The organism is Lentilactobacillus sp. TOM.63, assembly GCF_030361045.1.
Classification (GTDB): domain Bacteria; phylum Bacillota; class Bacilli; order Lactobacillales; family Lactobacillaceae; genus Lentilactobacillus; species Lentilactobacillus dabitei.
Genome location: NZ_JAUCAP010000071.1, coordinates 1 through 13,340 on the forward strand (window position 1 = coordinate 1; position 13,340 = coordinate 13,340).

11 protein-coding genes are annotated in these 13,340 nt (G+C 42.1%); 8 read left to right on the plus strand and 3 right to left on the minus strand.

Going from position 1 to position 13,340, the window contains the following annotated elements; genetic code table 11:
• Window positions 1–125: 125 nt before the first annotated feature.
• Window positions 126–1,259: an exonuclease SbcCD subunit D gene (locus QUF07_RS11345; protein WP_289427489.1), complete on the plus strand. Its 1,134-nt coding sequence runs from the start codon at window positions 126–128 to the stop codon at window positions 1,257–1,259.
• Window positions 1,259–4,393 carry an AAA family ATPase gene (locus QUF07_RS11350; protein ID WP_289427490.1) on the plus strand — a complete coding sequence of 1,045 codons (3,135 nt, stop codon included), beginning with the start codon at window positions 1,259–1,261 and terminating at the stop codon, window positions 4,391–4,393. Before QUF07_RS11345 ends, QUF07_RS11350 begins: the two co-directional genes overlap by 1 nt.
• Window positions 4,394–4,537: 144 nt before the next feature.
• Here QUF07_RS11350 and QUF07_RS11355 read toward each other — a convergent pair whose 3' ends face one another.
• Window positions 4,538–5,533, minus strand: coding sequence for a Gfo/Idh/MocA family protein (locus QUF07_RS11355; protein ID WP_217342234.1), 996 nt, complete (start codon window positions 5,531–5,533; stop codon window positions 4,538–4,540).
• Window positions 5,534–5,826: 293 nt separating this feature from the next.
• Between QUF07_RS11355 and rbsK (QUF07_RS11360) the strand changes: the two genes are divergently transcribed.
• The 3 genes from rbsK (QUF07_RS11360) (at window position 5,827) to fucP (ending at window position 8,714) form a co-directional block, all read left to right on the plus strand.
• Window positions 5,827–6,759, plus strand: a complete 933-nt coding sequence (rbsK, locus tag QUF07_RS11360; protein WP_217164793.1) for a ribokinase — start codon at window positions 5,827–5,829, stop codon at window positions 6,757–6,759.
• A gap of 28 nt (window positions 6,760–6,787) precedes the next feature.
• Window positions 6,788–7,183: a D-ribose pyranase gene (rbsD, locus tag QUF07_RS11365; RefSeq protein ID WP_217342235.1), complete on the plus strand. Its 396-nt coding sequence runs from the start codon at window positions 6,788–6,790 to the stop codon at window positions 7,181–7,183.
• Window positions 7,184–7,355: 172 nt separating this feature from the next.
• Entirely contained in the window at window positions 7,356–8,714 is a 1,359-nt protein-coding gene (fucP, locus tag QUF07_RS11370; RefSeq protein ID WP_217164797.1) for an L-fucose:H+ symporter permease, read from the plus strand.
• Window positions 8,715–8,799: 85 nt separating this feature from the next.
• Here fucP and QUF07_RS11375 read toward each other — a convergent pair whose 3' ends face one another.
• Window positions 8,800–9,762, minus strand: a complete 963-nt coding sequence (locus tag QUF07_RS11375) for a sugar-binding transcriptional regulator (RefSeq protein ID WP_249778494.1) — start codon at window positions 9,760–9,762, stop codon at window positions 8,800–8,802.
• Between the two features lie 151 nt (window positions 9,763–9,913).
• Between QUF07_RS11375 and deoC the strand changes: the two genes are divergently transcribed.
• The 3 genes from deoC (at window position 9,914) to rbsK (QUF07_RS11390) (ending at window position 12,628) form a co-directional block, all read left to right on the plus strand.
• The gene (deoC, locus tag QUF07_RS11380) at window positions 9,914–10,567 is read left to right on the plus strand and encodes a deoxyribose-phosphate aldolase (protein WP_217164799.1); all 654 of its coding nucleotides are present in this window, start codon (window positions 9,914–9,916) and stop codon (window positions 10,565–10,567) included.
• Between the two features lie 99 nt (window positions 10,568–10,666).
• Window positions 10,667–11,683 (plus strand): aldose 1-epimerase family protein, encoded by a 1,017-nt coding sequence (locus tag QUF07_RS11385; RefSeq protein ID WP_217164801.1) that lies wholly within the window; start codon window positions 10,667–10,669, stop codon window positions 11,681–11,683.
• 18 nt (window positions 11,684–11,701) lie between these two features.
• Window positions 11,702–12,628 carry a ribokinase gene (gene rbsK, locus QUF07_RS11390; protein WP_217164803.1) on the plus strand — a complete coding sequence of 309 codons (927 nt, stop codon included), beginning with the start codon at window positions 11,702–11,704 and terminating at the stop codon, window positions 12,626–12,628.
• Window positions 12,629–12,808: 180 nt separating this feature from the next.
• On the opposite strand, the gene QUF07_RS11395 is transcribed toward rbsK (QUF07_RS11390), so the two are convergent.
• Complete coding sequence (locus QUF07_RS11395; protein ID WP_289427494.1) at window positions 12,809–13,258, minus strand: McrC family protein; 450 nt, start codon at window positions 13,256–13,258, stop codon at window positions 12,809–12,811.
• Window positions 13,259–13,340: the final 82 nt, after the last annotated feature.

A 13,340-nucleotide genomic window follows, 5' to 3' on the forward strand; every position in this document is an offset into this window, starting at 1 on the left:
AAGATAAAAACATACCCGTCAGTTTTCGAAAAAACACGAAAACTGACGGGCTTTTAATGAACTATGAATAATTCAGGATATAATGAAAGCTATCATAAATTATGATATTGAAAGGACGTAATCATATGCGCTTTTTACATACTGCTGATTGGCACATTGGCCGGCGATTGCATGGCTTTGACCTGACTTCCGAACAAAAGAATGCTTTTGAGCAAATCGAAAAAATTGCCATTGACGAAAAAGTCGACGGGATCATCATTGCTGGCGACCTCTACGATCGCAACATGCCCGCCGAAGATTCAGTGGCTCTTTTGAACCAAATGATTGAGAAGTTAAACTTAACGGACAAATTTCCCATCTACGCCATTTCCGGCAACCATGACAGTGCCACGCGCCTATCTATCGGTTCCAAGTGGTTCAAGCAAACCGACTTTTACCTGCATACTAAGCTGAACCAGGCCTCTACACCAATTGAGCTGCCTGACACCCAACTTTTTTTATTGCCTTACTTTGAACTTTTTGATGCTCAACAATACTTCAACGATGAAACGATCAAGCATCTGGATCAGGCATTTAAACCAATTGCCGAGAAGATGAAGACGCAATTTAATCCCCAGAAGAAACACATTTTAGTGGCCCATTTCTTCGCGGACGGCAGTACTCAGACCGCTTCTGAAACCCAGCTAACCGTTGGTGGACTGGCTGCCGTACCGGTTGCTCTCCTTCAAGATTTCGATTATGTTGCCCTCGGCCATTTGCATGGCAAAGACGCCCTTCACGCTGACAACGCCAGATATAGCGGCTCGCCGGTCAAGTTCTCATTGTCCGAAGCCAACCAGCAAAAGGGCGTCTTTATCGTGGACACCGATCCAGTAAAGCTGACCTTTAAGCCGATCAAACCGTTGTGGGATGTCCAGAAATTAACGGAAACTTTTGCGACCTTAACCGATAAGGATTTTTATCAGCAATTGAATCTAGATAACTACTACGGCATCACCCTGCAGGATACCAAGCCAATTCCAAACGTTCTCGCGCAATTACGAAACATCTATCCTCACATCATTTCGTTGGACCGGGAAAACGGGTATGAAACCACAATCGACTATCGGGGAGAAAGTGGCAAACAAATCCGCCAGAAAGACCCGATGGCACTCTTAGCCGATTTTTATCAGCAAATTGCCAAAGAGGACTTAACTGAGCAACAAAAAAAGTGGGCAACTGAAGCACTGAAGGCTGCCAATGATGGGAGTAAAAAATAGTGAAACCATTAAAATTACACATGCAAAATTTCGGTCCCTATGAAGATGAAACCATTGATTTTAACAAATTAGACCAGTCCCCTGTCTTTTTGATCGCCGGCAACACCGGTAGCGGCAAGACCACCATCTTTGATGCCATCACTTTTGCGTTATTCGGCGACGGCATTACCAAAGACCGTGACCCAGAAAGTTTACGGTCGGATTTTGCTGACTTTGATTCGCCAACGAAAGTTGAACTGACGTTTGAACATCAAGGCAAAAAATACGTGATTGCCCGCCAGCCTAAACAAACATTGAATAAGCAACGGGGATCCGGTCAGAAAGTTTACGAAGCCAAAGGGACGCTCAGCTTTTTTAAGAACGACAAAAAAATTAATGAAATTAGCCGGATTTCAGAAATCACCGGCAACATTGAACGCATTCTCCAACTGAACCGCCAACAGTTTGTCCAGATTGTCTTGCTGCCCCAGGGGGATTTTCGTAAGTTTTTAGCCGCCAGCAGCTCGGATAAGGAAACGTTATTGAGAAATATTTTCCATACTGATATTTACCGTCGTTGGAGCGATGCTTTGAATACAAAATTACGGGACATGAACGCCAACGCTAAGCAGTGGCAGCAGACCATTCAGAATAACTTGAAAAGCATTGCTTGGGTGAATGCACCCGATGATATTGCAGACCAAAGTACGGAAAACCAGATGGTGGTTTTGAAGGCTCAGCAGAAGGCTGCCAAAGCCGAATTGGCGACACTCAAGAAACGGATTGACGATGCCCAGGACCAAATCATGGCGCAATCCTCTAAAATCAATGCCGCGGATAAAATGAATGGTCAGATTGAAGAGTTGGAAAAGCAACGGCAAAAATTGGCAGAGCTTAATGCCCAGAAAGTCAACTACGACAAACTTTCCCGCCAGATCGATCAACTAACTTGGGCCAAGGATTTAAAACCAAAGTATGACAATTTTCAAGAGCTCCAGACAACCGTTCAGGATTTTCAGGCAAAGCTGGCAACCGCTACCAATGAATTAACCAGTCACCAAGTTGCGCAAAAGACTGCAGAGAAAACTCGACAGGTGCTTCAAGATAAACAGCGTGCTCAAGCGGAATTGAAAGATCGCATCCCCGTCTTAACAAAACAACGTGAGTCTTTCAAAAAGGCCGCCTATTTGGCGCAATTGGTGAGAGATTCCGAGGGCCGACTTGCTGACCTCAAGAAACAGATAACTGCCACCAACCAATCAGTAGCTGATCTTCAACAACAAACTGCCCAAATTGATACTGATTTAAAGCAACGAGACCCCCTGAAGGATCGTCGATATCTGCTTAAGCAAACCAGCGATCAATTAACCAATTACAAGCAACAACTGAAGGATTTATGGCACCAAAATACCGAAAATCAGAACCTGGAAGCTCAAGTTTCAGCCTCTAAGACAGCTTTACTTATTGCCAAAAAACAGGTAGCAACTACTCAGACCAACTATGATGAGTTGCGCAACAACTGGTTGCAGAATCAGATTATGAATTTAGTTGACCAATTAAAGGATGGCACCCCTTGCCCCGTTTGTGGGAGTCTGGATCACCCGGCACCCGCTCACGTGGTCGATGTTCGAACGGTTTCCAATGCGCAAATGAAGGCTGCCCAAAATCACTTGCAGGCAGTGAAGGATACCGCTACGCAACAGGAATCTCAATTGGCAAGCCAAACGGCCCAGTTAGCTAAGCAAACCCGACAGTTTCAAACGACATTTGCGGCATTGGTTACTGAATTCGAGGAGCGAAAGATCACCGAGAACCCGGTTAGTGATTTGCAAAGTGCCGTGCAAGTCATCAAAAATCAGATCAATCAAAATCAACGAGCTATCAGTGACGTTGACGATCAGCTTCAAGAATTGGCCGACAAAGCCAAAAAGCAGGATCAAATCAAGCAACAACTCAGTGCTTTAACGGATAAGTCCACCAGCCTTAACTCGGAACTTCAGACCAACGAAAAGGATTTGGCGAAAACTAAGGGCACCCTAGAAACGATTCAGGCAGATTTACCGGCGGAATTTAAGAATTTGGCAACTCTGGACACCTACTTAGCTGAAATCACTGATTCTGTTCAGAATTACGAAAATGCGGTTAAGGCTAACAATCAGAATTTGAACCAAATCAGTAATCAAATTTCCGAAAGTAATGCCACGATCAAAGGATTGAACCAAAACATCAAGGATAATGAGCAGAAATTGACGGCGGTTCAGAAATTGATCACTAACGCAATTCAAAAACAATTTGGCACAGCCGAGTGGTCCAAGTTCGAATCTTGCTCGGAGCATCTTTCTGATTTGGCTGATTACCAAAAACAGGCCAAAGACTATCAACAGCAAGTTCAAAGTGCCAAAGTCGCCATTGAGACCTACAAAAAGAACGTCGGTGATCACAAGCCAGTTGACCTTGAGACAGAACGGGCCCAACTCGCTCAATTAACTCAAGTTCGGGATGATTTAAACACTGAGTCAAAAGCTCAGAACAACCGCTACATTTTAAACGGTAATTCATTGAAGCAAATCAACAAAAGTTACAAGGATATCCATAACCAGCAGGAAAAGCTCACTCAGTTGGAGCAGCTGGTCTCGACGGTTACCGGAAATAATGATGCCAAATTGGGACTGGAGCGCTACGTTTTGCGGGCTCAGTTGGCAGAGATTTTGAACGTCGCCAATGAGCATTTGAAACAATTGAGTTCCGGTCGTTACCACCTCTTGTTGCACAAAGAATCCGGCACCTATCAAAAGGATACCGGACTAGAAATTGATGTTTACGATGATACCGTTGGCGAAACCCGCAGTGTCCACACCCTGTCAGGTGGCGAAAGCTTCATCGTGGCGTTAAGCTTGGCATTAGCTTTAGGAGAAGTTATCCAAAATGAAGCCGGTGGCATCAGCATTGACACCCTATTTGTCGACGAAGGCTTCGGTAGCTTGGACCAAAGTTCCCTGGCAACCGCCATGGCGGCGCTGGAAAACATCGAGAGCAGCAACCGGACGATTGGTATCATTAGCCACGTGGCCATGCTAAAGGATAGTATTCCCTGTCAGATTCAGGTGCAAGCCATTGGGCAGGGGAAGAGTGCGGTGAAGATGGTGGGAGTGTGAGAACGTCCATTCAGACTTTTTTGAAATGACTTAATCAATTAAAGAACGGGACTCGCTAGCGTAATCATAACTGAGCACGCTAATTAGTCCCGTTTTTAAAGTAAATAATGGCCTTAATTAGTTGTTAACTATTCTTCGGTTGATCTACTCACCCTCAAATTTAATATGGGCAGATTTCCGTAAATCAAAAAGAACGCGATTAACCCCAACACTAAGTTTCAGCCAGCGATCGTAGTCTTGCTTATTCTTAGCATTATCAGGATCCGAAATGACTCTAGCAAAATCGAGAGCTTCCGGCAGCATCGGATTTTGATCAGTTTGCTCACCAATTGGATTCCGATGACCGACTGCATCAATGTAGTTAACCCGTTGAATTTCACCCGCATCATCGAGCTCAATGAGGTCCTTTAAGCCATAAATTTCTGAAGTCATGTACGAATTGGAAATTTTTGAAAAGTTCAAAGTGACGTTGTAATTTGGATAGCTAAGAATAGCGGTTCCTTTGCCATCCACCCCGGTGCGAATCAGTTGGGGATAATAAGTTGCCGCGGTTGGCAAACCGAATAAGGTCACGGCATCATAAACCGTATAAACGCCTAGATCCTGCAATGCCCCGCCAGCAAATTTCAGTGAGAATACATTCGGTTCCTCGCCAGCTAAAACTTTATCATATCGTGAAGAGTATTTAGAGTAAGTAAATTCAGCACCCTGGATCAGCTTTAGATCAGCCAATTTCTCGCTGATTGACCGGAAGTTTGGCGTGTGAATATTTCTAGCAGCCTCAAAATAGCGGACGGTTGGATGTTCCTTCAACAATGCTTGGATCTGATCCATTTGATCAACATTCATAAACGCTGGCTTTTCAACAATCACATTTTTTTCATGATCAATTGCTTGTTTCGCCTGATCAAAGTGAAGACTGTTGGGTGACGCAATATAGAGAGTATCAAAGTCCCCCTCATTGAAAAAAGTTTTCAAATCATCAAACGTCTCGGTTGCCCCATTGTGATCAGCGAAACTTTTAGCCGTACCCAAATGACGAGAATAGACACTTGTTAATTGGTAGCGCTTAGACTCCTTGATAGCATCAATAAACTGCTGGGTAATCCAATTAGTACCAATAATACCTAATTTAATCATTTTCTTTATCCCTTCTCAAGTAGAATTTCAACATATTAACTTTATGACAAGTAGCTCTTCCTAGCAACTAAAAGAATCTACCCAATGATATGAAAAAAATTTTAAGTGGTTGAAAACGTTTTATTGACGGGGCTTCGACGAGGTGCAAAAATTTTTTGACGGATAAAATAGTTGAAAGCGATTCCAGATTGTGCTATCTTATTCAATTGTAAAAGGATTTAGTAAAACGTTTATCTAAAACCTTTTAAGAGGCATTTGGTAAACATCAATTAAACAACATTGGAAGTGGTCTTTTGAACAAAGTAACAGTTTTAGGCAGTTTAAACGTTGACACAACTTTTAGAATTAAAAACTTCCCCCAAGCAGGAGAAACAGTCCAAGTTAATTCCAAAAGTAACGCTGCTGGTGGCAAGGGTGCCAATCAAGCAGTAGCTGCTGCTCGGGAAGGTGCCCAAACTTCATTTATTGGTCAGATTGGTAATGATGGCGCTGGTCAATTCATGCTAGATTCACTGAAAGCCGACAAAATTGACAGTACTTTTGTTAGCGAAAATGAAAGCGTTGGCACCGGAACTGCTAACATCATGCTCGATGATAATGGTCAAAATTGCATCTTAGTTTATGGCGGCGCCAACCAAACACTCACTGCCGAAGAGGTCCAAAAAGCAGAACCAACGATTAAAAATTCAGATTTTGTGGTTGCTCAATTTGAAACGCCTCAGGATGCCGCAATTGCTGCTTTTAAGATCGCCAAACAAAACGGTGTAACAACCGTTTTGAATCCAGCGCCAGCACCAAGCAATGGCATCAAACCAGAATTGTTGAAGTTGACCGACATCATTGTTCCTAATGAACTGGAAAGTGCTTCAATTACTGGCATTAAAATTACTGATGAAGCGTCAATGAATGCGACGGCTAAGAAATTTGCCGAGATGGGCGTTGCTAATTTAATCATCACAATCGGTGACAAAGGTGCCTTCTATTCAACTAAGAGTAAGTCAGAAATGTTACCTGCATACAAAGTTAAGGCAGTTGATACAACAGCTGCAGGCGATACCTTTATCGGCGCCTTTGTATCCCAAGTTGAACCCGACTTTTCAAACATCGTCTCCGCTGTAAAGTTTGCGCAACACGCAAGTTCACTAACGGTTCAACGACTAGGTGCTCAACCTTCAATCCCAACACTGGGTGAAGTTTTGAAAGTTGAAAAGGAATCAGCATCATAAAATTTAGTATCAAGAAAGGAATTATAAAATGAAAAAAACAACTGTTATTAACTCAGAGTTATCAACCGTTATTGCTGGCATGGGCCACATGGACTGGTTAAGTATCGGTGACGCGGGCATGCCTGTCCCAATGGGAACCAAAAAAATTGATTTGGCGTTAACCAAAGAAATCCCAAGCTTTATGGATGTCCTAAAGAATGTCTTGGCCGAGCTTAAAGTCCAAAAGATTTATTTAGCCGATGAAATTAAAACTCAGAATCCAGATCAATTAAAAGCGATCAAAGAAGTTTTACCAGATGTCGACATTGAATATATGCCACACTCAGATTTGAAAAAAGATTTAGCTAAGTGCCACGCTTTTGTGCGGACCGGTGAAATGACGCCATTTTCAAATATTATTCTTGAATCCGGCGTAACGTTCTAATCGATTTGATTTAGTTTTTGCAATTTATATTTTAGGACAGCTGCGTCAGGCAGAAACCTGCAGATAAGCACCTTGGTCAAAAATTCCAAGCCCAGGAATTTCTGACCAAGGAAACTTATCTTCCGGTTTCTAACCGCCTGACTCCGCTCACTTACTTTAGGAGGACTCAAATATGGAAGCAAGTCGTCACGTGGTCGAAGAGAAACACGGCTGGAAGCAATATGCCGATGGTTATCTCAATAAAACACCTATTTTCCAATTCCTATTAGTTTCATTAATTTTCCCATTATGGGGAGCAGCGGCATCACTGAATGATATTTTAATCACTCAGTTTAAGACTGTTTTTATGCTTAACGATGCTGCAACTGCTTTTGTTCAAAGTGCCTTTTATGGTGGTTATTTCTTAATCGCCATTCCTGCTTCAATTGTTATTAAAAAACAAAGTTACAAATTTGCTATTATGACTGGTTTAGTCTTTTATATCGTGGGTTGTGCAATGTTCTTCCCCGCTTCACGAGTCGCAACCTACACCATGTTCTTAGCTTCAATCTTTGCGATTGCCGTTGGATTGAGCTTCTTGGAAACATCTTGTGATACTTATAGTTCAATGATTGGACCGCGTAAGTATTCAAACATCCGAATGAACATTTCGGCAACTCTGGTGCCACTTGGTGATATTGCCGGAATTGTCTTAGGTAAATATTTGATCTTTGGTCACGTGGGCAATTTGTCAGAAACCATGAGTCACATGCATGGTGCTGAACGAATTGCTTATGGTGAAAAGATGCTCCAAATGACTTTGCAGCCATACAAGTACATTTTAGTTGTCTTAATTGCCATTTTAATTATTTTGGCTTTAACACCAATGCCTAGCTCAAAAGCCGTTAGCCTCGATAAAGAAAAAGCAACGCAACCAAGCTTGATTGAAACCCTTAAGTACCTTGCTAAAAACACTCGATTTAAAAAAGGAATCATGGCACAATTCTTCTATGTTGGTATGCAAACCACTGTTTGGTCATTCACCATTCGGTTGGCCCTTAACTTAAATACCAGCATTTCAGATAGTGATGCAAGTACCTTTATGATTTACAGTTACGCCGCTTGGTTCTTTGGTAAATTGTTTGCCAGCTACTTGTTAAAAGACCATTCTATTACCGGTGTTTTAGCTATCTTCTCAGCCCTTGGGACGTTGACGTTAATCGGCGCAACGACGATTCCAAACATGACTGCCGTTTGGATGGCGATTGCTGCTAGTTTCTTCTTCGGTCCAGAATGGCCAACGATTTATGCTCATACGCTTGATACGGTTGAAGATAAACGATTCACTGAAACCGCTGGTGCCATTGTGGTTATGGCGATTGTCGGTGGTGCTGTTATCCCAGCAATTCAAGGATTGGTTTCAGACTTCACAGGTTCAATGCAACTTTCATTTATCGTACCAACCCTTTGCTACGTTATCGTGACAATTTACTTCTTCTTTGAATATCGTTACGATCTTGCTCATCCAGAACAAATCGAACAAAATCAATAAAATCAGCCTGTTTCATTACAAACAATTTGGGACAATAAAAACGTTTGGTCACTATTTACAGGTGATCAAACGCTTTTGTTTTTAATTAGTACTTTAATAGATCCTTGGCAACCGCCTGGTCAACGACCAAGACATTGGCATAGCCGCCAGTGAGCGCCGCATGAATTGGTAGAAGCTTGGGTTCCCCGCCAGCAACCAGGATCGAATAAGCCTTGTGCTTTAACTCATCCAATGGTATGGCAACCGTTCGTTTATCTAGCTGAGGATCAGCAAGCTGACCATTCCGGGTAATAAAGTGGGAGATGACATCGCCAACTGCTTCTTTCTGTAACTTCTTAATCTGTTGGTTATCAAGATATCCCAGGCGAAATAACATGGCGTTCGGCCGGGTCGTCCCGACCGTAAAGATAGCGATGTTGGCGTCATAGCCTTCTTTAATAACATCTTTGATAAAATAATCGCTGGTTGCGGCTTCTTTTACCTTAGAATCACCAAAGATAACCGGCAATGGCAAAACATTTGCTTGGGTATGAAAAGCCCGATTAAATTTGTTAGTGATATCTGCGGAAAAATTACCTTCGTGGGAATTCGTGACGCTCCCTTTTAACTGGACGACTTTGACATTCTGGTGGTGATCCTCGCGTAAGTGTTCGGCCACTGCCTTCATTGTCTTGCCCCAATTAATGCCGATAATGTCGTCATCCTTTACAATCTCATGAAGATAATCGGCGGTCGCTTTGCCCAAATCAGTCAAAATCCGTTTTTCTGTATGGCTAGGTTCCAAGGTAACAATGACGCGTTTTAACTGATACTTATCTTGTAACTGTTGTTCAAGCAGCGGAATATCTTCGAAGGGATCAACCACCTCTATTCGAACAATCCCTTCTTTGCGCGCTTCTTGAAGTGCTTTAACAATAGTTGGCCGGGATAAATTAAGCTGCTTGGCAATTTCGATTTGACTTAAGCCGTTTTGATAGTACAGTCGACTAATCTTGACAAGTCGCTTGAAATGTTCATCTGTTTTTGACCTCTTTGCGATAGCCATCATCGGTAGCCGCCTTTCATCAGAAAACCTGTTATTAGCATTAAGCTTAACATAAATCACTTTATTTTACATATGTAAATATATTATATTTACATATGTATGATTTAATGATAGATTAAAGATGTACAAGAAAAACTGAAAAGAGGATTTATTCATGGAAAAATTAAACCAGTACATTGATCACACGTTACTCAAACCTGAAGCAACTCAGGAAGATGTCGATCGCGTTGTCAAAGAAGCCATCGACAATGATTTCTATTCGGTGATGATTAACCCATATTGGGTTTCACATGTTCATAATTTACTAGCCGCCACCAATGTCAAAACAGCGACCGTGATTGGCTTCCCCCTGGGAGCAAACACGACCAACATCAAAGTTGCCGAAGCTAACCAAGCGATTGAAGATGGCGCCGATGAAGTCGATATGGTGATGAATATTGGCGAATTTAAGGGTGGAAATTACCAAGCTGTTCAAGAAGATATTCAATCTGTTGTGACAGCTGCTCATAAACGTAATACGCTCATTAAAGTGATTATCGAAAATGCGCTATTAACTGATGATGAGATTGCCAAGGCGTCTGATATTGTCGCAAATACTGGGGCTGACTTCGTGAAAACTTCGACTGGTTTTTCAACTAGTGGTGCCAAGGCCCATGATGTTGCCATTATGAAAAAGGCCGTTGGTGACCGCATTAAAGTTAAGGCTGCCGGTGGGATTCATTCTGCCGAAGATGCCGAAAATATGATCAAAGCTGGCGCCTCCCGATTAGGAACCAGCGCTAGTCTTAAGATTATCGGTAAAGAATAAAACTTAACCTAACAGAGAATTCAATCACGTTCAAATTCTCTGTTTCTTTTAAGGAAATATTGTAAGCGCTTCATATAAAAATAAAGGAGATCCGAACTCATGAAATCACTTAATCTAAGCCACGCAATGTTTACTGATGCCCCCTTTGAATTGTTCAAAGATGATCATTTTACAGTTGAAACCTTTACTTATCCTTCAGGGATTGAGGGCTTAAAGCTCAAGAACTCCAGAGGTGCCCTAACCGTGCTCCCCTTCCAAGGATTAATCATTTGGGACGCAATCTTTGATAATATTTCACTCAAAATGAAAGATATGTTTACCCAACCACTACCTGGCCCGGGAATTGCCGACACCTATGGTTGTTTCCAATTTACATCAGGGCTATTAGCTAACGGAACCCCAGGACCCGAAGACGATTATCAATTGCATGGTGAATTTCCAACTTCACCAATGAATGAATCGCACTTAACTTTTGGCAATGACACAATCACCATCCATAGCAGTTATGAATATATTAAGGGCTTTGGTGATCATTATCTGGCCGAGCCGAGTGTCACCCTCCATCAAGATAGTGGACTGTTTGATATTCAACTAAAGGTCACCAACCTTTCCAACTATCAGCCGATGCCGTTTCAGTACCTTTGCCATATGAACTATGCCTATGTTGCCAATGCCGAAATGAGTTCAAACGTTCCCGATGAGGCTTTCCAGCTTCGCCAGACTATTCCCGCTCACGTTCACCCAACGCCAGAATGGACGGCATTCAACGAAAAATTGAAAGCCTCAGGTAAGTTGATTAACAAATTAGACGATCCCAATCATTATGATCCAGAAATCGTCTTCTTTTCATCAGACTTGTCAAAGTATGTCGATGACGCAGAGTTCCGAGTCAACATTGGCAATGGCAAAAACTTCCTGACCAAATTTTCAACAAAGCAATTTCCAATTGGTACTCGCTGGATTCTCTATAATCCAGATCAACAGGTTAATGCATTTGTGATTCCCGGGACCAGTACACCGGAAGGCTTCGCTGCTGCTAAGAAAGCTGGCACCTTGATTATGTTAAAGGCTCATGAATACCGTGAATTCAAAGTAACAACTGGATTGGAAAAGTAATCTAAGGAGGAACTTACCATGACAAAAAGTGACGTTTTAGTAATTGGTTCAAACATGATCGATTTAATTACCTACATTGATCGCATGCCCATTGAAGGCGAAACTGTCGAGGCTCCCGACTTTCAAATGGGCTTTGGCGGTAAAGGCGCTAACCAAGCCGTAGCAGCTTCCAGATTAGGTTCCAAGGTCAGCTTTGTCTCAATGGTTGGTAATGACACGTTTGGTAAACAGCAGCTCGCTAATTTTAAGGAAAATCACATTGATACCACCGGTGTTGGCATTGGCACTAAGAATAGCGGTGCTGCACCAATTTTTGTTGATCCGACCTCAGACAATCGAATCCTGATTATCAAGGGTGCCAACAACGAGTTAACCCCAGAAGTTTTGGATAAGTATGTCGACTTGATTAAAAATACTAAGATCATTGTCTTACAGCAAGAAATTCCGTTGGAAACCAATTATCATGCAATCGACTTGGCCAACCAGTTCGGCGTACCAGTGCTCTTGAACCCCGCTCCCGCAAACAAAGACTTGGACATTAATCATGTATCTAAAGTTGACTTCTTCTCACCAAACGAAACTGAGTTAGCCACCCTAACCGGTATGCCAACCAATGATATGGATGAAATTAAGAAGGCAGCCAGGCACATGATTACCTTAGGAGTTAAGAATATGATGGTAACGCTGGGGTCAAAGGGCGTCCTTTGGGTTGCCAAAGATCACAGCGAACTGATTCCGGCGGTCAAAGTCAAAGCCGTCGATACCACTGGCGCTGGCGACTCCTTTATTGGGTCATTCTCCCACTACTTTGCTCAAGGAGAAGATGTGCCAACTGCGCTTAAGCACGCTAATCAGTACGCGGCAATCACCGTTACTCGCCAGGGAACACAGAAGTCGTATCCAACTTGGGAGGAAATGAAAACGCTATCGGGGTTGGTACAATGAAAACTGGTAAAATAGTATAAATTAAAAGATCTCAAGGCAATCAATGTTGATGGCTTGAGATCTTTTATTGTGAGATCTTTTGGGTAGAGAAAATCACAAAATACAAGTACTATTTGATGACGTTCACGTTACCCATTATGTGAGCGAGTTATTGGCGGTGGAACCTTGGATTAACAATGATCAAAATACAATCAAACGATCTAACTGTTCTGTTAACTGTTGCCAATTAACATTAAGATCCAAAGTCTTGACTCGAAATCTATGACCCAAAATATGAATTTCACCATCCGGATGGCCACCGATACTGGATTTTGCGTACAAAATGATTCCTTCAACATTGGAATTGTGGCCAGTCCGACTTTCATTTAGAACATACGTAATAATTTGGTACATATTATCCGAATGAAATTTTTTGACGCCAAAATTTCTTTGTAACGAATGCTGATAATACTTTGCGTCTAAAACAACTGTCCTATTTTGGCCACAAATTCGAACATCAGAATGCATGGTTGGCAGATAGGGCGTTTCCTTTTCCATCTTATCCCATTTAATATAAGCAGATTTTACTTCATAGTTGGAAAAGCGTTGCTGATAATACTTTAACAAAAACTTTTCATACAATCTGCTCATCAATTGTAAGCACTAAATAACTGGACGTCTACTTCGTAGACGTCTTTTTGAGTACCATAGAATTATTAATTAAGTATGAGGT